Below are 18,945 nucleotides of genomic sequence, written 5' to 3'. Positions count from 1 at the left end.
ATAAACGAAACGGGCCGCATCGTCTCCGATGCGGCCCGCAGGGCGTGTGGAATGTGTTGCTTACACGGTCATGTCTACAGCACGTAGCGCGACAGGTCTTCGTTGCCCGACAGCTCGTTCAGGCGTTCGTCCACGTACGCGGCATCCACCGTCACCGTCTCGCCCGACGATTTGTGCGCGTGGAACGACAGATCCTCCAGCAGGCGCTCCATCACCGTGTACAGACGGCGCGCGCCGATGTTCTCGACCTTCTCGTTCACCGCGCACGCAATCTCGGCCAGGCGCCGGATGCCATCGTCGGCAAACACGAGGTCCACGCCCTCCGTCTTCATCAGCGCCTGGTACTGCTTGGTGAGGCTTGCGTCCGTTTGCGTGAGAATCGCGCGGAAGTCGTCCACCGACAGCGAATCCAGCTCCACCCGAATCGGGAAGCGGCCCTGCAACTCCGGAATCAGGTCGCTCGGCTTGGACAGATGGAACGCACCCGACGCAATGAACAGGATGTGATCGGTCTTGATCATCCCGTACTTGGTGTTGACGGTCGTGCCCTCCACCAGCGGCAGCAGGTCGCGCTGCACGCCCTGGCGCGACACCTCGCCGCCGCCGTACTCGCTGCGGCTGGCGATCTTGTCGATTTCGTCCAGGAACACGATGCCGTTCTGCTCGACGTTGGCCACCGCCTTCTGCTTGAGCTCGTCTTCGTTCACGAGCTTGGCGGCCTCTTCGTCGATCAGCAGCTTGAACGCCTCGGCCACCTTCATCTTGCGGCGGTTCTTCTTGCCCTGGCCCAGGCCCGCGAACATCGAACGAATCTGCTCGGTCATGTCTTCCATGCCGGGCGGGCCCATGATGTCCATGCTCGGCGTGCCGGCCGACACTTCCAGTTCGATTTCCTTGTCGTCGAGCTGGCCTTCGCGCAGCTTCTTGCGGAAAGCCTGGCGCGCGGTCGAATCCTTCTCTTCGGGCTGCGCAAAGCCGATGTCGCGCGGCGGCGGGATCAGCACGTCGAGGATGCGATCCTCGGCAGCGTCTTCCGCTTTGGCGCGCACCTTCTTCATCTCGGACTCGCGCGTCTGCTTGACGGCCATCTCGGCCAGGTCGCGCACGATGGTGTCGACGTCGCGGCCGACGTAGCCGACTTCCGTGAACTTGGTCGCCTCGATCTTGATGAACGGCGCATCGGCCAGCTTGGCCAGGCGGCGGGCGATCTCGGTCTTGCCCACGCCGGTCGGGCCGATCATGAGAATGTTCTTGGGGGTGATTTCCTGGCGCAGCGGGTCGCCCACCTGCTGGCGGCGCCAGCGGTTGCGCAGCGCCACGGCCACGGCCTTCTTGGCCTTCTGCTGGCCGATGATGTGCTTGTCGAGTTCGGAGACGATCTCCGACGGCGTCATGGTTTCGGACATGGGAATCCTGTCGAGGCGAGTTTGCGAGAGACGGCGCGTTTATTCGAGCGTCTCGATCACGAAATTGGTGTTGGTGTAGATGCAGAGCTCGCCGGCAATCTTCAGCGATTTCTCCACCACCTCGCGGGGGCCGAGGTCGGTGTTCTCCATCAGTGCCTTGGCGGCCGATTGGGCGTACGAACCGCCCGAACCGATGGCAGCGATGCCGCCTTCCGGGTCAAGCACATCGCCGTTGCCGGTGATGATGAGGGTGGCTTCGCGGTCGGCGACGATCAGCATCGCTTCGAGATGGCGCAGGGCGCGGTCGGTGCGCCAGTCCTTGGCGAGGTCCACGGCGGAGCGCAGCAGGTTGCCCTGGTGCTTCTGCAGCTTGGCCTCGAAACGGTCGAGCAGGGAAAAGGCGTCGGCGGTGGCGCCGGCAAAGCCGACAAGCACCTTGCCGTCGTAGATGGCGCGCACCTTGCGGGCGGTGCCTTTCATCACGATGTTGCCCAGCGTGACCTGGCCGTCGCCGCCAAGTGCGACTTGGTTGCCGCGCCGCACGCTGACGATGGTGGTGCCGTGATACTGTTCCATGCGCTTGTTCCTAGGGGTCCGGCTTGGCGCGGCCCCCAGCGGGCCGGCCAAAGAGTTTCATACTTGACGCCAGCCCCCAGGATTTCAAGCCTGATTTCCGTTACAGCGCGCACTTTTTGTGTATCGGAAATCGCTTCTCACTGTTTCAGTGCCTTTTCAGTGCGTCACATCGAACGCGTAGGTGCGCTCGTCCAGACGCGGCACCATCGTGTAACCCTTGCGCGTCGCCCACACGTTGATGTTGAAGTAGAGCGGGATCACGCCGAAATCGCGCATGCCGATTTCCGTGGCCTCTTGCAGCAACCGCTCGCGCTTGGCATCGTCGATGGTCTGCAGGGCCTCGGCCAGCTTGGCGTCCAGCGCCGGGTTGGAATAGCGCCCCCGGTTTGACGCGCCCCAGCCGCGCGCCGGGTCGTAGGTCGCCAGCAGCGCCTTCAGGCTGGAACTGGCCTCACCGGTATCCGCACCCCAGCCCGCCTGCAAGAACGAAAAGTCCAGCTTGTTCGCCCGCGTGAAGAACGTCGCCGACGGCATGGTCTCGACCTTCGTCGCAATGCCCACGCGCGAAAGCATCGAAGCAATCACTTGCGCGACGCGATCATCATTCGCATAGCGGTTGTTGGTGGCGTGCAGCGTGATGGCGAAACCGTCGGGATAGCCCGCCTGGGCAAGCAGCTTCTTGGCGGCGGCGGGGTCGGCGACAGGCGCCTTGAGGCCCGGCACGTGGCCGAACAGCGCGCTGTTGACGAGTTGGCCGGTAGGCTCGGCCGTGCCCTCCATCACGCGATCGACGATGGCTTGGCGCGAGATCGCCAGCGAGATCGCCTCGCGCACGCGCGCATCCTTGAGCGGGTTCTTCGGCAGCGGCTTGCCGGCCTTGTCAGTCACGAACGGCGAGACATCGCGGTTCGAATCCATGTGCAGGTACATCATGCGGAACACCGGCATCTTGAACACCGACACCGCCGGATCGGCCGACAGTTTCTTGATGTCCGTGCTCGGCACGTTCTCGATCACCTGCACGTCGCCGGCCAGCAGCGCGGCCACGCGCGGGGCGTCGGCCGTCAGGATGCGCAGCGTCACGTGCTGCCATTGCGGCCGCTTGCCCCAGTAGCCGTCAAAGCGCGTCAGTTCCAGGCGATCGCCGCGGGTGAACGAGACAAATTTGTACGGCCCCGTGCCGATCATCGCGCGGCCGTTGTTGAAGTCGTCCGCGCCGGCTTTTTCGACGGCCTTTTTCGACACCATGTAGATGGTCGACAGATCGTTCGGCACCAACGGGTACGGGCCGTTGGTCGTGATGCGCACGGTCTGCTTGTCGAGCGCCGTCACCTCCTTGAAGCCGCGCGTGTAGATCGTGTATGGCGACGGGCTGTTCTTGATGGTGGCCGGGCGCGCCAGCGAGTAGACGACATCCGCCGAGGTGAACTCGCTGCCATCATGGAAATGCACGCCGGGGCGCAGCTTGACCTCCCACACCGTGTCGCTCACGGCCTTCCATGATGTGGCGAGGCCGGGCTTGAGGCGCATCTTCTCGTCCTTGGCGATCAGCGTCTCGAACATATGCTCGGCGACGTTCGCGTTGGGCGTGACGTTATGGAAATGCGGATCGAGCGAGGTAATGTCGCCCGAGAGGCCGACCACCAGTGTCGACGCAGGCTGGGCATGCACCGCGCCCGGTGTCAGCGCCGTGAGCGCCGTGACAGAAGACAGCGCGGCAACCAGGCTGGCAGCGCGCAGCAGACGCAGGACCGGCATGACGACTCCCCGTGGGTTCGTGGCGAAAACAAACGTTGGCCGATTGTCCGGACCGGATGACACCGGTGTCAACGTCGATTAAGCGGGGGGTGCGCGCCGGGTGTGGTCAGTGATGGTGGCCGCAGTCGCAGTCGTCGCCGTGATCGTGTTCGTCGTCCCAGTCTTCGTCGTGATCGTCGAAGGCCCAGGCCGGGAACGGATCGGGCAGCGCCGCCCACGCCTCGGGACCGGCGGCCATCTCGGCATCCGTCAGCAGGCAGGCGTCGAGTTGGGCGACGAGCGCCGCCTCGTCCAGATCAGTGCCGATGAAGACGAGTTCCTGGCGACGGTCGCCCCAGGGTGCAGGCGCGCCGTTGTCTTGCATCTTGTCGACAATGTCTGCGCGCGCCTCTTCCTCGTCCGGCCATTCGGCCTCATCGACTGCAGCCCACCACGCGCCGGCACCGCCGTGGCGCATCACGCCGCCGGCCTGGCCCCAGCTGCCGGCCGTGTCCATGCGCGACGCCAGCCAGAAATAGCCCTTGGATCGCAGCACGCGGCCGTGCTCGCGCAGCCATTCGGTATGCATCAGATCCCACAGGCGCTGCGGGTGGAACGGCACGCGGCGGCGGTAGACGAAGCTGCGGATGCCGAGCGCTTCCGTCTCGGGCACGTGTTCGCCGCGCAATTCGGCCAGCCAGGCAGGCGCCGCAGATGCCGCATCGAAGTCGAAGCGGTGCGTGTTCAGAATCTCGTCCAGCGGCACCTTGCCGAACGACGCCGGCACGATGCGCGCACGCGGGTTCAGCGAATGCAGGATGCCCGCCAGGCGCGCACGCTCGGCCTCGCTTACCAGGTCAATCTTGTTGAGCACGATCACGTCGCAGAACTCGACCTGTTCAATCAGCAGATCGACCACGGTGCGGTCGTCGTCTTCGTCCCGGGCCTGACCGCGGTCGGAGAGGAAATCCGCCGCATCGTAGTCAGCCAGGAAGTGCTGGGCGTCGACCACCGTGACCATCGTGTCCAGGCGCGCGAGGTCGGACAGCACGTCGCCGTGCGCATCTTCAAACGTGAAGGTCTCGGCAATCGGCAGCGGCTCGGCCACGCCTGTCGATTCGATCAGCAGGTAGTCGAAGCGGTCTTCGCGGGCGAGGCGGGCGATCTCGTCGAGCAGGTCTTCGCGCAGCGTGCAGCAGATGCAGCCGTTGGACAGTTCGACCATGCGCTCGTCCGTGCGCGAAAGCTGTGCACTGGTGGCCGTGCCGTCGCCGACGAGCTGCGCGTCGATGTTCACGTCCGACAAGTCGTTGACGATCACGGCCACGCGCTTGCCCTCGCGGTTGGCGAGCACGTGATTGAGCAGCGTGGTCTTGCCGGCGCCCAGAAAGCCGGACAGCACGGTAACGGGAAGCGGACGGGACATGGTCGGAGACCCTGATTTGTAGCCAAACAAAGCAAACAGCCCGGTGCGTGACCGGGCTGCAGATTCAAACAGATGCGCGGGCAGATGAGCCGGGCGCGTCAGTCACCCATCAACTTCTGACGCTTCTCGCGGCGCTCCTGCGCCTCCAGCGACAGATTGGCGGTGGGGCGTGCAAGCAAGCGCGGAATGCCGATCGGCTCGCCGGTTTCGTCGCAGTAGCCGTAGTCACCGGCGTCAATGCGGGCGATGGACTGCTCCACCTTCTTGAGCAGCTTGCGCTCACGGTCGCGCGTGCGCAGCTCCAGCGCATGCTCTTCCTCGATGGTGGCGCGGTCGGCCGGGTCCGGCACGATCACGGTCTCGCGCAGGTCGCTGACGGTCTGGTCCGCATTCTTGAGAATGTCGTCCCGCATTTTTACAAGCCGGTCTTTGAAGAAGGCGAGCTGCGCCTCGTTCATGTAATCCTTGTCGCCCATCTTCAGGATTTCGGCTTCGGTGAGTAGTTTCTTGCTGCTCATGGTTGCTGCAGATGATCCTGGTAAATCGCGCGCCGTTTTGGCTGTCGCGTCGTCCTTGCGCGGGGATGCGCCGGACTCGTTCTGGCTGGCGGCGGACTTGCCGCCCCGCGCGCCTCCTCTTGCCTCTCCCGCAGCGGCGCCCCCTGCCGCTCTTTTCCGGGTGGCTGGCGCAGCCTGGGCTGCTGCCGACTCCGTTTCGGACCGTCCAGCACCACCGTAGGCGCCGCGTCCATCCTTGGTCTTAGTCACCATCGCCTGCTCCTCCTATCGGACGTGCTTCGGACGACGTGCTTCTAAATCGACCTATTGTAGCTGAACGATATTACCTGAACTATCGGAGAAACACGGACAGAAAATCCGGCCCGGATTCTGCCTGAAAGCCTGCCGCAGAGCCACCCGAATGGAGGAGTACACCGACCGAATCAGGCCAGGCAGTTCTCCAATCCTTTCAGAATCGTTTCGCGCGGCAGGTCCACGCCGATGAACACCATGCGGTTGGAAGGGGTCTCGCCGTCCCATTTGCCACCCACGTCGCTGCCCATGAGCTGGTGCACGCCCTGGAACACCACCTTGCGGTCGACGCCTTCCATATAGAGCACGCCCTTGTAGCGCAGCAGCTTCTCGCCGTAGATGTTCAGCACGCCCGAGAGGAATTCTTCCAGCTTGGTGTAGTTGAACGGCCGATCGCTGCGGAAGACGAACGAAGCGATGCGATCCGTGTGGTGCGCATGGCCATGATGATGGTGGTGATGGCCGTGACCATGATCGTGGTCATGGTCATGATCGCAATCGGCTGAGCACGCATGGTCGTGATCGTGATTGTGGTCATGGCCATCTTCGCGCAGGAAATCGGGGTCGATCTCCAGCTTGGCGTTCAGGTTGAAGCCGCGCAGGTCGAAGATGGTGTCGATCGGCGTTTCGCCAAAGTTGGCGGTGCGGATCGGGGCGCGCGGGTTCATGTGCAGCAGGCGGTGGCGCAGCGCGTCCACCTCCTCGGCCGACACCAGATCACTCTTGGTGATGAATATGGCGTCGGCAAAACCCACCTGGCGCTGCGCCTCTTCCTGCTTGTCGAGCTGCATGTTGCCGTGCTTGGCGTCGACCAGCGTGATGACGGCGTCCAGCAGGTATCGGCTGGCGATCTCGTCGTCCATGAAGAAGGTCTGTGCGACCGGGCCGGGGTTGGCGACGCCGGTGGTCTCGATGACCACGCGGTCGAACTGGATCTGGCCGTTGTCGCGGCGCGTGAGCAGGTCGGACAAGCCCTTCACCAGGTCGCCGCGGATGGTGCAGCAGATACAGCCGTTGCTCATCTGCACGATCTGCTCGTTGCCGTCCTGCACAAGGATGTCGTTGTCGATGTTCTCTTCGCCGAACTCGTTTTCGATCACGGCGATCTTCATGCCGTGCTGCTCGGTCAGGATGCGCTTGAGGAGCGTGGTCTTCCCCGCGCCGAGAAAGCCCGTCAGGATGGTGACCGGGATCATTTTGGACATGGTGCGTTTCCTTGTTGCGAGCCGGCGCCGCAATCGGCGCAGCAGCCCTTGATGGTGAGTTCAGCGTGATCGGCCGCGAAACCGGCGGGCAGGGCGGCCTTGGGCATGGCGGGCGGTTCAGCGGCCTCCAGGCAGAAATCGCGCCCGCAGTGCGTGCAATGGAAGTGGCTGTGTGAGCGGTGCGCCGCCTCGCGTGCGGCATCGTGTTCGGCCAGGCTGAAGCGGAAGACGCGATCGGCGCCGGCCGTCTTGTGGACGACCCCGCCGGCCACCAGCCAGTCGAGCACGCGGTAGACCGTCACGCGGTCGATGCCGGCGTCCTCCGGCAGCGCGTCGCACACGGCCTGATGCGAGAGTGGCTCGGCGCCTTGCATCAGCGCGGCGAGCACGCGCACCCGCGGCTCGGTCACGCGGCTGCCGAGGCCGCGCAGGCGCGTGCGGGCCGCCGCATCGGGCGCATCGGGTTGCTGAGTGGCGAGATCGTCGCGCGTGGCGTGTGTGCTCATGCGCGGATTGTCCCACGGGGCGCGGGTTGCTGCAATTGAGTTGCAATTAGACAGCCTCACACCGCCCAGGGGCTTTTTATCGGCTTATGCAGCCCACACCAAACACACCGGCGTCGGCATCTTCGCCACTACCACGGGCTGATCCAACTTGCCGCTCTGCCCATCGATGCGCAGCCGCAGGATCGTGTCGCCCTTCTGGTTAAGCACATAGAGCTGGCTGCCGTCGGGCGCCATCGTCATCGCGCGCGGGAAATGCACACCTTCGCTCCAATACTGAAGCGGTGCCAGCTTGCCCGAGGCATCGATGCTGAAGGCGGCCACGCTGTCGGCCAGCGGGTGGTCCGACTTGAGCCTGCGGTTGCTCGCGTACAGGAAACGCCCGGACGGATGCATCAACAGCTCGGCGCCGCTCTTCTGGCCGGTGTAGTCGGCGGGGGTGGTGGAGATGCGCTGGCGCTCGTCCGACACGTGGCCGGTGGCAGCGTCATACCCGTGGCAGGCGACGGAGCCGTCGAGCTCATTGATGACGTAGAGCAGCTTGCCCTGCGGATGCAGCGCCAAATGGCGCGGGCCGCTGCCGGGCTTGAGCTGCGCGCGATCACGCGGGGCGAGCTTGCCGTTCTCAATGGCGAACACGTTGAGGCGATCGGTACCCAGATCGGCGCCGATCACGTGGCCGCCGGTGGTGTCGAACAGCATCATGTGCGCGTGGGCCGCCTCCTGCTCGGGCTTGGGGCCGGAGCCGGTGTCCTTGAAGATGCCGGACACGGGGCCAAGCTTGCCGTCGTCGCCGATCGGCAGGAGGTTGTATGCGCCGCCGCTGTAGATCGACACGCACAGGTACCGCCCATCCGGCGACACCACCACGTGCGCCGGGTTGGTGCCCGACAGCGACAGCGGTTGCCGATTCAGCAGCGTGAGCTTGCCGTCGTGCGGGTCGACGGCGTAGGCCTCTGCGCTGCCGTTCGGGCGGCCTTCGTAGACCTCGAGCTCGTTGATGGCGTACAGAAAGCGCTGATTCGGGTGCACGGCCAAAAACGACGGGTTGGCGCTCTCCACCACCTGTACCTGCGCCCACGCATCGCCGCGCGGGGCGAGCACGTAGATGCCGCGCGCGGCCGGACCGCCGGCAGTGCCGCCTGGCGCGTTGAACGTGTAGGTGCCCACGTAAGCAAAGCGCGGTGGCCGCGCGGCGCTGGCGGGTTGCGAGCCCGAAGCGGCAGGGTGGTCACCCGCCTGGGCCATGGCGATATTGGGAAGAGCGCCCAGCAAGGGCAGGCTACCGGTCCACTGCATGAGAGTCCGACGAAGGCGATTGGTCATGGGAGGCTCCATCAAGCACGCACGGACATCGCGTGGTGGAAGATGTTGTTCGGATCATACCGACGCTTCACGCGCTGCAAGAACGCGTACAGGTCGCCATTGCCGTAATAGAGCTGCGGCCAGAACGGGTAGGCGAGCATGTCGACGTCGGGGTAGTTGATGTAGCAGCCCTCGTACCGGTCGCCGGGGTAGGGCGTGCCGCTGTGCGGCGCGGGCACGTCGGGAGCGCCGTAGACATCGCGGTAGAAATCGCTGATCCAGCGCAGGTGGCCGGCATCATCGGCGGCGGACGTCCAATATGTCTGGTACTGCAGCTTCATGATGGAAGCGCGCTGCGGCACAGCCGTATCGCCGATGCGCTCGGCCTGGTTGACGGCCCCGCCGTACGAGTCCACCTGCAGCAGCGATTGGCTCAGGTCCAAGCCGGGCATCGTTCGCGTGAGATGGGTGTAGATGCGCTGCGTCTCGCGCGCCGTGAAGCCTCGCAACATGTAGGCGGATTTGTACTTGCCGCGCTGGTTGGCACCCGAGCCGTTGAGGTACTGCGTGGCCGTCAGCCAGTCGTACTGCACGACGGTATGCGGCTTGGAGCAAAGCAGTTGCCCCACGCCCTGTTTGTGCGCCGGGCCATAGCCGGGCGGGCGGCCCTTGACCGGCGCTGGCGCACACGCCTGAAAGCGGTTCAGAAAATCGTTGAGGACGGAGAGATCGCGGCACGTGCCGTCCGGATTGCAGAACTGCGTGAGCAGCACGATCTGTCCGGCCGATTTGTGCGTGAGCTTGAGCAGCGAAAACATACCCCAGGTGTCGGGATCCTTGCCGCGCGTCTCCCAATAGTCGCCGTAGATGCGCAGCAGTTCGGCAAAGCGCTGCGGCGTCATGGTGGCCCAGTCGAAGGCGACGGTGGCCAGCGCCACTTCCCGCGGCGCCTCGGGCAGCTTGGCGAAGGTGTAGCCGGTGATGACGCCGAAGTTGCCACCGCCTGCGCCACGGCACGCGCGGAAGAGATCCGGGTCGTGCGTCGCATCCACCGTGCGCGCGGCCGCCTTGCCCGCCTGGTCGACGGTGACGATGTCCACGGCCGAAAGCCAATCCACCGTCAGCCCCTGCAGCCGCGAGAGCAGCCCATACCCGCCGCCGCAGATATGCCCGCCCGCGCCCACCGAGTAGCACGAGCCGCCGGGCAGCGTCACGTTGTGCCGCTTGTACAGCTCAAGGTAGCCGTTCCAGTTCTGTGTGCCGGCAGGAATGCGCACCGCTCCATCGGCCCGCACTTCAGGCGAGTCGAGCAGGCTCAGGTCGAGGATCGTGCCGTCGGGGTTGTTGGAAACGAAGTCTTCATAGCAATGCCCGCCGCTGCGCACCGTCGGGCGCTGACCGGCGTTGATGATGCGCTGCACGGCGGGCACCACGTCGTCGGGCTTTTCAACAAGGACGATGCGGCTGGCGGCTTGTGCGTTCGTCGCGGGCCAGCGCAGGTTGAAGCCATGTTTGAGTGTGTTGTAGCGAGGATCCTGGCGCGTCACATCCAGTGTCATCGACGGCTCCCGGTGAGGGCGCTTGCGCCAGTGTTGCGCAAACGAAGTTGGATTCGGACGCGTGGCGTCCGGCGGTTCCAACTTAGTCCTTAGCTGGCCCGGATTCCATCAGACATTGCCGACACTGCGGCGCGTCGTGGCGGGCGAGCTCGCCTTATCGCACGTGGTGCGCCACCCACGCAGCCACGCGCGCTGCGGTCGTCGCCCATAGCGGACGCACCAGCCAGCAAGCAGCAGCCCACGCGAGCGCCACGACGATGAGGTCGCAACGACCGCTGTTCCACAAGTTCAGGGAATGGCGCCCCCAGACCCAGGGCACGCCCAAGGGGTTCGGCCAATCGGCCAACAGGTGCATCAGCCCGCCACAGGCAAAGCCGAACAGCACCGGCGCCCACACGTAGCCATGACCGAGTGCTTGATACGACAGCACCAGCGCCGCAATCCAGCCGATGCCCCAATGGGTGGCGGTACGGTGCGTGATCCAGAGCCGTCGCGCGCGACTCCACCACGCGACCTCCATCCAGTCAGGCGCCGTGCTGCCAGCAACGGCCGCGCAAAACGCCAGAATGCAGCCGAGGTGTTCGAGTGAGGTGTGGGAAGCCTGCGCGACGGCGGTGGCGGCAATGACACCCGCCGCCCAACCCGTCGCATGATGGGCAGCGTTGGATGCCATCGACGTGATGCGGAAAACAAAGGGTCCGCATCTTCGCAATTGAGGCTGGCCGGGACAAGCCAAAAATTGCGACAAATTGCTAGCCGATCTGCAGCAGCAGGCCCTTGAGGTATTCGCCTTCCGGAAAACTCGCCAGCAGCGGATGGTCCACGCCTGCCGCCAGCCGGCGCTGGATGCGCGCCGTCACCTTGGCATCGGCCGCGGCACCCGCGACGATCTTCTGGAACAGTTCCGCATCGATCGCACCCGAGCACGAATACGTGAACAGGAGGCCGCCCGGCCGCAGCAACTGCATGCCGACCAGGTTGATCTCCTTGTATGCCCGCGCCGCGCGGTCCACCTGCTGGGCCGATGCGGCGAACTTGGGCGGATCCAGCACGATCAGGTCGAACTGGCGGCCCTCTGCGCGGAAGTTGCGCAGCGACTTGAAGACATCCGCATCGAGCCATTCGGCGCGCGCCGGATCGAAACCATTGAGCGTGACGTTGCGCTCGGCCACCGCCAGCGCCTCGCCCGACGAATCGATCGACACCACCGAACGCGCCCCGCCCTTCAACGCCGCCAGCGAGAAACCGCCCGTGTAGCAGAAGCAGTTCAGTACGTCGCGGTCCTTGGCCAGCGCGCCGACAAGTGCACGGTTGTCACGCTGATCGACGTAGAAGCCGGTCTTGTGGCCCGCACGCACGTCCACGTAGTAGCGCACGCCGTGCTCGGTGGCGGACAGGTCTTCGGGCGGCTCGGCGCCGGCCAGCACGCCGGTCACCTGCTCCAGGCCCTCGCGCTCGCGCACGCTCACGTCGGAGCGCTCGTACACGTTCGGGCAGCCGGTCTCCTTGACGAGCGCAGCGACGATGGCGTCTTTCCAGTGCTCCACGCCGGCCGCGCTGAACTGGCAGACGAGCTGGCCAGCGTCACCCGTGCCGTACTGATCGACGATCAGGCCGGGCAAGCCATCGGCTTCGCCCATGATGAGGCGCACGGCATCGGTGTCGTGCACCCACGCGCGGCGGTACGCCACGGCGGCGGCAATGCGGCGTTTGAAGAACGCGTGGTCGATGGGCTCGGCCTCATCGAACGACCACACGCGGGCGCGAATCTGCGAGACCGGGCTGAACGCCGCACGCGCCAGGAACTGACCGTTGGCGGCACGCACGACAACCGTCGCGCCCGAGGCCGGCGGACGGCCCTCCATGCGGTCGATGGCGTTGGCGAAAATCCACGGGTGCCGGCGCAGCAGCGAGCGCTCCTTGCCGGGCTTGAGAATCAGGGTTTGCATACGACTGGGATGGTGTGTCCGCACTCTGTTCGAGCGCGTGTAGAAACGCAATCAAAACGAAGCGAAGCGGTTCTGGCGGCTCGGCGCCGACGCAGACAGTCCTCCGGTATGGCAAGGAGGCGCCGGGCCGCCAGAATCGTTTTGATTGCGTTCTACTTCTTCTTTGCGCGGGGATGCGCCTGATCGTAGATCTTGGCCAGGTGCTGAAAATCGAGCGAAGTATAAACCTGCGTGCTGGCGATGCTGGCGTGGCCGAGCAGCTCCTGCACGGCACGCAAGTCACCGGACGACTGCAGCATGTGCGTCGCAAACGAATGCCGCAGCACGTGCGGATGCACATCGGCCGGCACCCCCGCCGCGATCGCATTGCGCTTCATGCGCAGCTGAATCTGCCGCTGCGCGAGCCGCTTGCCGCGGGCCGAGAGGAACAGCGCGTGCGCGTCTTCCGGTGCGGCGTCGGGCCGGGCCAGTTGCTCGCGCACGGCCAGCCATGCGGTGAGGGCCTCGGCGGCCTTGGTACCGACGGGCACGGTGCGCCGCTTGCTGCCCTTGCCGAGCACCATCACCTCGCGTGCATCGAGGTCCAGCCAACTGGCGGATTCGTACTCGCCGGCCTTCACATGCCGCAAGTCCAGGCTGACCAGCTCCGAGAGCCGCAGCCCGCACGAATAGAACAGTTCGTTGACGGCGCGATCGCGCATCGTCTCGGCGTCGTCGCCGGGCAATTGCTCCATCAGCGCGACGGTCTGCTCGACGGACAGGGCTTTCGGCAGCTTCTTCGGGCTCTTCGGCGCGCGCACCCCATCGACCGGGTTGGCGGTGACAGCCGCGTCGCGCAACGCCATCCACTTGTACCAGCCACGCCACGCCGACAGTGCCCGCGCAATGCTGCGGCCCGACAGGCCGTCGCCATGCAGCTGCGCCATCATGCGGCGAATGTGGTGGGTCTGGAGTTGCGTGAGATCGATGCCGCCTGCGAATTGCGCACCCAGGCGCTGCAGCACGGCCAGCTCGTGGCCGTAGCTCTCCAGCGTGTGCGGCGAGAGCTGCCGCTCAAACTTCAATGCATCGAGATAGGCCGCAATCTGCGGATGCGGCGGCGCGGGCGCGTCGCGATCCTCGTGGTGGGCAGATTGCGGCATGCGCGGCGTGCGCTCAGTCGCGCAGGCGGTTGAGCGCCGCGGCAGCGAGTTCGCCAATCTGCGCGAGATAGGTCGTGCCCATGCCGTCGTGGAAGCGGCGGGCATCGGGCGAGCCCAGCACCAGCAGGCCGAAGGCCGGCGCGGCGGCCGGGTCGGTATCTCCACGCGCCGGTACGCGCAGCGTGATGATGGCGACCGACTCGATCGTCTCAGCGGTCTCCAACCAGCCGGCGGCCTCAAAGCCCGCATTGGCGCCGCAGTACGGCGCGCGCAGGCCAGCGGCGAACAAGCGCACCTCTTCGCTGACGCCCTGCGCGACTTCCAGGTGCGCGAACTCTTCGCCCACCTGCCACACGCGCAGTGCGACAGCCGGCACGTCAAAAATCTCGCGCAGGCCGTCCTGTACCACGTACGGCAGCGCATGCGTATCAGCCTCACCCACCAGGCGCGTCGTCCAGGCATGCACGCGCTGCTGCGTGCGGTCGTTCTCGTTGCCGTGGCGCATCAGGTCCGACAGCTTGAGTTCGAGGTGCTTGTTCTTGTCGCGCAGGATTTCCATCTGACGCTCCTGCAGCGACACCGCGCGGTGGCTGTGCGGGCTCGTCAGTTGAATCGCGGCCAGCAGCTCGGCGTGCTCTTCAAAGAAGGCCGGGTGCGCTTGCAAGTAGTTGGCGACGTCTTGTGCGTTCATCGTGGAGGTGCTCATCAGGCTGCGCCCAGTTTCTTCTTCAGCAGTTCGTTGACTTGTGCGGGGTTGGCCTTGCCGCGCGTGGCCTTCATGGCCTGGCCGACCAGCGCGTTGAACGCCTTCTCCTTGCCCGCGCGGAATTCCTCGACCGACTTGGCGTTGGCCGCCAGCACGTCGTCGATGATCTTCTCCAGCTCGCCGGAATCCGACATCTGCTTCAGGCCCTTCTCGGCGATGATCGCGTCGGCATCGCCATTGCTTTCACCGGCCCACATGGCGGGGAAGACGTCCTTCTTGGCGGTGTTGTTGCTGATCGTGCCGTCGGCAATGCGAGCGAGCAGCTTGGCCAGTTGCGCAGGCTTGACGGGCGCGGCGTCGATTTCGAGATCCGCGCGGTTCAGGTTCGAAGCGACCTCACCCATGATCCAGTTGGCGGCAGCCTTGGCGTTCGCGGCGCCCCCGTCAGCCACCACGGCTTCGAAGTAGGCGGCGGTCGCTTTGGTGGCGGTCAGGATGCTGGCGTCGTACTTCGGCAGGCCATAGGCCGACTCGAAGCGCGCGGCCATCGCGGCGGGCAGCTCGGGCAGCGTAGCGCGCACGCGCTCAATCCAGTCGTCGCCGATGACGAGCGGCAGCAGGTCCGGGTCGGGGAAGTAGCGGTAATCCTGCGCATCTTCCTTGCTGCGCATGGAGCGCGTTTCCTTGCGGTCCGGGTCGTACAGGCGGGTTTCCTGCACCACGGTGCCGCCGTCTTCGATCAGCTCGATCTGGCGGCGCACTTCGTAGTTGATCGCCTCTTCCAGGAAGCGGAACGAGTTCAGGTTCTTGATCTCGCAACGCGTGCCGAACGGCGCGTCCGGGCCCCGGCGCACCGAAACGTTGGCGTCGCAGCGGAAGCTGCCTTCCTGCATGTTGCCGTCGCAGATACCGAGCCACATCACCAGCGCGTGCAGGGCCTTGGCATAGGCCACGGCTTCGGCGGCGCTGCGCATGTCGGGCTCGGTCACGATTTCCAGGAGCGGCGTGCCGGCGCGGTTCAGGTCGATGCCGGTCATGCCCGCGAAGTCTTCGTGCAGCGACTTGCCGGCGTCTTCTTCCAGGTGGGCGCGCGTCAGCTGCACGGTCTTCTCATACCCGGGCTGACCGTTCTTGCCCTCCACCTGGATCGTCAGTGTGCCGCCCTGCACCACGGGGATCTCGTACTGGCTGATCTGGTAGCCCTTGGGCAGATCGGGGTAGAAGTAATTCTTGCGCGCAAAGATGCTCTTGGGCGCGATCTTGGCGCCAATCGCCAACCCGAACGTGATGGCGCGCTCAACGGCGCCCTTGTTCAGCACCGGCAGCACGCCCGGCAGCGCCAGATCCACCGGTGCGGCCTGCGTGTTGGGCTCGGCACCGAATGCGGTGGACGCGCCGGAGAAAATCTTCGAGACCGTCGAGAGCTGCGTGTGCGTCTCGAGGCCGATCACCACTTCCCATTGCATGTTGCGTGTGTCCTGTCGATTGTTGTGGTGTGAATGTCTAGGTACTCAGATATTCGGATGTTCGTGTATTGCTGCGATCAGGGGCGCGGCGCATCGAGCCACGCCGCGAGCTTCGCAAAGGCCGCTTCGCGCGCCGCCGGGTCACCGCCGACCATGACGGCACCGTGACGACGCCCGTTCGGGACATCGTTGCGTTCCTTAAGCGGTGCCGTACCGTCAAAGCCGTGATACGCGCCGCCAAACATCTCGAGCTCGAAGCGCGCCTGCGGCTGTCGGGCCAGCACCGCAGTCTGCAGCGCCTGGCACTGCTCGGGCGGCGTCCAGTCGTCGCTGGCACCGGCCAGCAGCAGCAATGGCGCGTTGATCTGGTAAGCGGGGCGCCTGAGCACCGACGCGCAGCCCGGGTAAAACGCCACGGCGCGATCCACCGGTGGCGTGCCGGCAGGCCAGGCGCGTCCGGCATCAAGCGCCTCCAGCACCGCCTGCGCGCCGTTCGACCAGCCAAGCAGCACGATACGGCGGGCGTCCACGCCGGGCTTGGCGGCAACCCAGCGGATCGTCGCCAGAATGTCGGCGCGCCGCGTGGCGCCGTTGATGTCGCGCGACGCATAGCGCTCGGTGCAGATGCCGTGCGGCTTGCCGCGCGGGCCGAAGCTGTCGGGCATCACCACCGCGTAGCCGCGCGCCCCGAGCCACTGGGCATAGCCGCGATAGCGCGAACTCAGCGCCTTCGCGTCAGCGCCGGCTTGCGTGTACAAACCGCTGCAACCGTGCAGCGCAATCACCACCGGCGCACCCGCCGCAGGTGCCTTCACCGGCGACGCGACCCAGTAGGCCGTCAGCGTTTGCGGCGCGTCTTCCGCGTCCTTCATGGCGGAACGCGGAATCTCCACCGTCTGCACGCCCAGTTCGGCCGATGACGGAGCGCGCGCCGCCGGCATGTCCGGCAGGGCACCTTCGGCATCCGGCGTCGGCTGCGCAGCGGCGTGCAGCGCCAAGGCGCCGGCCAACGCCACCAGAACGCGAAGCGATGCGTGCGTCACCGAACGCATCAGCGGGCGTTGCGGGCGCACTGGCCCGTTTGTGGATCAAACATCACCGGCCACGCTTCTTCGTAGATGCCGGGCGTGCAATGCGCTTCGCAATTGGCATGCGCCAGCGTCACGCGGCGCGGGTCCTGCCAGACCATCAACGTGCAACTGCCCTGACGCTCACGCAGCTCGATGCTCGGGCGGCGCTTGGTCTGCTCGAAGGTCGACAGGTCGAACCGGCACGAACCGCGCCGGCCAACCCACAACTGCCATTGCATCGCGTTGACGTTGTTGTCGGCCACCGTGAGCGTCGCCTGCTCGCGGAAGCCGTCTTCCTCGGTCTGGCTGCAGTAGCCGTTGATGTCGATGCGCCGGTCGGAAATCGGCGGCGGCGCGGTCGGGCGACGGCTGATGCCCGGAATCGACGGCAACGGAATCGGCACGCAGGCCGCCAGCGCGCCGGCGACCAGCGCCAGCCCAAGTGCATTGCGGATGCGAGGGTTCATACGTGCCTCCTGCTGGCCAGCGGGGTGCGTCGGAGCGAGCCTCAGGCCGCCGGCTGGCGGTTGTGCCAGTCGGTCGCCTGCTGGAACGCATGCGCAATCTGCAGCATGCGTGCCTCTTCAAAATAGTTGCCGATGATCTGCAAGCCAACCGGCAGACCGTTTGCGCCAAAACCGGCCGGCACGCTCATGCCCGGCAGGCCCGCCAGGCTGGTCGACAGCGTGAAGATGTCCTCCAGGTACATCTGCACCGGATCGTCGCTCTTCTCGCCCAATTTCCATGCAACGGTCGGGGCCACGGGGCCCATGATCACGTCGCATTGGCGGTTTTCGCCGGCCAGCACGTTCTGGAAATCCTGCGCGATGATGCGACGGATCTTCTGCGCCTGCAGGTAGTAGGCGTCGTAATAGCCGTGCGACAGCACATACGCGCCGACCAGGATGCGACGCTTGACCTCCCAGCCGAAACCTTCGGCGCGGCTCTTGCGGTACATGTCGGCCAGATCGCGGTATTCGGCCGCACGGTGGCCGTAGCGCACGCCGTCAAAGCGCGACAGGTTGGACGAGGCCTCCGCCGGGGCGATCACGTAGTACGTGGGGATCGACAGCTCGGTCTTGGGCAGGCTGATGTCGACCAGCGTTGCGCCGAGCTTCTCGAGCTCTGCCAGCGCGGCGCGCACGGTGGTGCGCACGTCGTCGGCCAGGCCTTCGCCGAAGTATTCCTTGGGCAGGCCGATGCGCAGGCCGGCCAGCGGGCGGGCCGGATTGGTACCACCCGCCGCGCCTTGCAGCGGCTGGCCGAGCAGGCGGCTGAAATCTTCCACATCGCCGCCGCGACCCGGCTCCAGGCTGGTGGAATCGCGCGGGTCGAAGCCGGCCATGGCCGAGAGCAGCAGCGCGCAATCTTCAGCGGTGCGGGCCATCGGGCCGCCCTGGTCCAACGACGAGGCGAACGCGATCATGCCGTAGCGCGACACGCGCCCATACGTCGGCTTGATCCCCGTGATGCCCGAAAACGACGCCGGCTGGCGGATCGAGCCGCCGGTATCCGTCCCCGTTGCAGCGGGTGCCAGATCGGCCGCCACCGCCGCCGCCGAGCCGCCCGACGAGCCGCCCGGCACATGCTCGACATTCCACGGGTTCTTGACCGGGCCGAACGCCGAGTTTTCGTTGGACGAACCCATCGCGAACTCGTCCATGTTGGTCTTGCCCAGCGTCACCATGCCGGCCGCGCCCAGGCGCTCCACCACGGTGGCATCGAACGGACTGACATAGTTGCCGAGCATCTTGGAGCCCGCCGTGGCGCGCCAGCCGCGCGTGACGAACACGTCCTTGTGCGCAATCGGCACGCCGGCAAGCGGGCCCGCATCGCCGGCCGCGATACGGGCGTCGGCGGCGCGCGCCTGGGCCAATGTGGCCTCGGCGTCGACATGGGTAAAGGCGTTCAGGTGTGCCCCCGCCTCGATGCGCGACAGGTAGTGGCGCGCCAGTTCCTCGGCCGAAACTTCTTTGGCGGCGAGTTGGGCAGACAGGGCTTTGATCGTGGATGCGGTCATCGAATACGTTCGGATGGGCTGCCGGCAACGGCCGGCGACGTCGAATGGGGTCGGGTCAAGATTGGC

Annotated in this window: 17 protein-coding genes; all 17 read right to left on the bottom strand. The window is 65.8% G+C overall.

The genetic code is table 11. From position 1 onward, the window contains the following. Nucleotides 1-74: 74 nt before the first annotated feature. The 17 genes from hslU to gatA all read right to left on the bottom strand — a co-directional run bounded on the left by hslU (nucleotide 75) and on the right by gatA (nucleotide 18,879). Nucleotides 75-1,406 carry an ATP-dependent protease ATPase subunit HslU gene (gene hslU / locus NG900_RS01295; protein WP_252675905.1) on the bottom strand — a complete coding sequence of 444 codons (1,332 nt, stop codon included), beginning with the start codon at nucleotides 1,404-1,406 and terminating at the stop codon, nucleotides 75-77. Nucleotides 1,407-1,445: 39 nt separating this feature from the next. Beyond that, nucleotides 1,446-1,982: an ATP-dependent protease subunit HslV gene (hslV, locus tag NG900_RS01290; RefSeq protein WP_199029004.1), complete on the bottom strand. Its 537-nt coding sequence runs from the start codon at nucleotides 1,980-1,982 to the stop codon at nucleotides 1,446-1,448. A 156-nt stretch (nucleotides 1,983-2,138) separates the two neighbouring features. Continuing rightward, on the bottom strand, nucleotides 2,139-3,740 hold the full coding sequence (locus tag NG900_RS01285) for an ABC transporter substrate-binding protein (RefSeq protein ID WP_252675904.1): 1,602 nt from the start codon (nucleotides 3,738-3,740) through the stop codon (nucleotides 2,139-2,141). Nucleotides 3,741-3,846: 106 nt separating this feature from the next. Next, a complete protein-coding gene (gene zigA / locus NG900_RS01280) occupies nucleotides 3,847-5,145 on the bottom strand; it encodes a zinc metallochaperone GTPase ZigA (protein WP_252675903.1) in 1,299 nt (432 codons plus the stop codon). A gap of 98 nt (nucleotides 5,146-5,243) precedes the next feature. Continuing rightward, on the bottom strand, nucleotides 5,244-5,663 hold the full coding sequence (gene dksA / locus NG900_RS01275; protein WP_252676887.1) for an RNA polymerase-binding protein DksA: 420 nt from the start codon (nucleotides 5,661-5,663) through the stop codon (nucleotides 5,244-5,246). Nucleotides 5,664-6,085: 422 nt separating this feature from the next. Beyond that, nucleotides 6,086-7,159 (bottom strand): CobW family GTP-binding protein, encoded by a 1,074-nt coding sequence (locus NG900_RS01270; RefSeq protein WP_252675902.1) that lies wholly within the window; start codon nucleotides 7,157-7,159, stop codon nucleotides 6,086-6,088. Then, a complete protein-coding gene (locus tag NG900_RS01265) occupies nucleotides 7,147-7,665 on the bottom strand; it encodes a Fur family transcriptional regulator (protein ID WP_252675900.1) in 519 nt (172 codons plus the stop codon). The genes NG900_RS01270 and NG900_RS01265 overlap by 13 nt, the downstream gene beginning before the upstream one ends. Before the next feature lie 84 nt (nucleotides 7,666-7,749). Next, entirely contained in the window at nucleotides 7,750-8,988 is a 1,239-nt protein-coding gene (locus tag NG900_RS01260) for a lactonase family protein (protein WP_252675898.1), read from the bottom strand. Between the two features lie 11 nt (nucleotides 8,989-8,999). Next, entirely contained in the window at nucleotides 9,000-10,526 is a 1,527-nt protein-coding gene (locus tag NG900_RS01255; RefSeq protein WP_252675896.1) for an FAD-binding oxidoreductase, read from the bottom strand. A 154-nt stretch (nucleotides 10,527-10,680) separates the two neighbouring features. Continuing rightward, complete coding sequence (locus tag NG900_RS01250; RefSeq protein ID WP_252675893.1) at nucleotides 10,681-11,199, bottom strand: metal-dependent hydrolase; 519 nt, start codon at nucleotides 11,197-11,199, stop codon at nucleotides 10,681-10,683. A 79-nt stretch (nucleotides 11,200-11,278) separates the two neighbouring features. Continuing rightward, nucleotides 11,279-12,475, bottom strand: coding sequence for a class I SAM-dependent rRNA methyltransferase (locus tag NG900_RS01245; protein WP_252675891.1), 1,197 nt, complete (start codon nucleotides 12,473-12,475; stop codon nucleotides 11,279-11,281). Nucleotides 12,476-12,627: 152 nt separating this feature from the next. Beyond that, the gene (gene xerC / locus NG900_RS01240) at nucleotides 12,628-13,617 is read right to left on the bottom strand and encodes a tyrosine recombinase XerC (RefSeq protein ID WP_252675888.1); all 990 of its coding nucleotides are present in this window, start codon (nucleotides 13,615-13,617) and stop codon (nucleotides 12,628-12,630) included. Between the two features lie 13 nt (nucleotides 13,618-13,630). Next, nucleotides 13,631-14,308, bottom strand: coding sequence for a DUF484 family protein (locus tag NG900_RS01235; protein WP_252676885.1), 678 nt, complete (start codon nucleotides 14,306-14,308; stop codon nucleotides 13,631-13,633). Nucleotides 14,309-14,322: 14 nt separating this feature from the next. After that, nucleotides 14,323-15,789, bottom strand: a complete 1,467-nt coding sequence (gene gatB / locus NG900_RS01230; RefSeq protein WP_252675886.1) for an Asp-tRNA(Asn)/Glu-tRNA(Gln) amidotransferase subunit GatB — start codon at nucleotides 15,787-15,789, stop codon at nucleotides 14,323-14,325. A gap of 77 nt (nucleotides 15,790-15,866) precedes the next feature. Further along, nucleotides 15,867-16,841 (bottom strand): dienelactone hydrolase family protein, encoded by a 975-nt coding sequence (locus tag NG900_RS01225; RefSeq protein WP_289813602.1) that lies wholly within the window; start codon nucleotides 16,839-16,841, stop codon nucleotides 15,867-15,869. Beyond that, the gene (locus NG900_RS01220; protein WP_252675881.1) at nucleotides 16,841-17,326 is read right to left on the bottom strand and encodes a hypothetical protein; all 486 of its coding nucleotides are present in this window, start codon (nucleotides 17,324-17,326) and stop codon (nucleotides 16,841-16,843) included. The genes NG900_RS01225 and NG900_RS01220 overlap by 1 nt, the downstream gene beginning before the upstream one ends. 41 nt (nucleotides 17,327-17,367) lie before the next feature. Continuing rightward, a complete protein-coding gene (gatA, locus tag NG900_RS01215) occupies nucleotides 17,368-18,879 on the bottom strand; it encodes an Asp-tRNA(Asn)/Glu-tRNA(Gln) amidotransferase subunit GatA (protein WP_252675879.1) in 1,512 nt (503 codons plus the stop codon). Nucleotides 18,880-18,945: the final 66 nt, after the last annotated feature.

The organism is Ralstonia soli (genome assembly GCF_023955655.1).
GTDB lineage: Bacteria > Pseudomonadota > Gammaproteobacteria > Burkholderiales > Burkholderiaceae > Ralstonia > Ralstonia soli.
This window is presented reverse-complemented; position numbering and strand designations above follow the sequence as displayed.

What these genes read in the sequence shown, in the direction of transcription:
- NG900_RS01255 (WP_252675896.1), bottom strand. Translation starts at nt 10,526, where the DNA reads ATGACACTGGATGTGACGCGCCAGGATCCTCGCTACAACACACTCAAA.
- NG900_RS01285 (WP_252675904.1), bottom strand. Translation starts at nt 3,740, where the DNA reads ATGCCGGTCCTGCGTCTGCTGCGCGCTGCCAGCCTGGTTGCCGCGCTG.
- xerC (WP_252675888.1), bottom strand. Translation starts at nt 13,617, where the DNA reads ATGCCGCAATCTGCCCACCACGAGGATCGCGACGCGCCCGCGCCGCCG.
- zigA (WP_252675903.1), bottom strand. Translation starts at nt 5,145, where the DNA reads ATGTCCCGTCCGCTTCCCGTTACCGTGCTGTCCGGCTTTCTGGGCGCC.
- dksA (WP_252676887.1), bottom strand. Translation starts at nt 5,663, where the DNA reads ATGAGCAGCAAGAAACTACTCACCGAAGCCGAAATCCTGAAGATGGGC.
- NG900_RS01225 (WP_289813602.1), bottom strand. Translation starts at nt 16,841, where the DNA reads ATGCGTTCGGTGACGCACGCATCGCTTCGCGTTCTGGTGGCGTTGGCC.
- gatA (WP_252675879.1), bottom strand. Translation starts at nt 18,879, where the DNA reads ATGACCGCATCCACGATCAAAGCCCTGTCTGCCCAACTCGCCGCCAAA.
- NG900_RS01235 (WP_252676885.1), bottom strand. Translation starts at nt 14,308, where the DNA reads ATGAACGCACAAGACGTCGCCAACTACTTGCAAGCGCACCCGGCCTTC.
- NG900_RS01220 (WP_252675881.1), bottom strand. Translation starts at nt 17,326, where the DNA reads ATGAACCCTCGCATCCGCAATGCACTTGGGCTGGCGCTGGTCGCCGGC.
- NG900_RS01245 (WP_252675891.1), bottom strand. Translation starts at nt 12,475, where the DNA reads ATGCAAACCCTGATTCTCAAGCCCGGCAAGGAGCGCTCGCTGCTGCGC.
- NG900_RS01250 (WP_252675893.1), bottom strand. Translation starts at nt 11,199, where the DNA reads ATGGCATCCAACGCTGCCCATCATGCGACGGGTTGGGCGGCGGGTGTC.
- hslU (WP_252675905.1), bottom strand. Translation starts at nt 1,406, where the DNA reads ATGTCCGAAACCATGACGCCGTCGGAGATCGTCTCCGAACTCGACAAG.
- NG900_RS01265 (WP_252675900.1), bottom strand. Translation starts at nt 7,665, where the DNA reads ATGAGCACACACGCCACGCGCGACGATCTCGCCACTCAGCAACCCGAT.
- NG900_RS01270 (WP_252675902.1), bottom strand. Translation starts at nt 7,159, where the DNA reads ATGTCCAAAATGATCCCGGTCACCATCCTGACGGGCTTTCTCGGCGCG.
- hslV (WP_199029004.1), bottom strand. Translation starts at nt 1,982, where the DNA reads ATGGAACAGTATCACGGCACCACCATCGTCAGCGTGCGGCGCGGCAAC.
- NG900_RS01260 (WP_252675898.1), bottom strand. Translation starts at nt 8,988, where the DNA reads ATGACCAATCGCCTTCGTCGGACTCTCATGCAGTGGACCGGTAGCCTG.
- gatB (WP_252675886.1), bottom strand. Translation starts at nt 15,789, where the DNA reads ATGCAATGGGAAGTGGTGATCGGCCTCGAGACGCACACGCAGCTCTCG.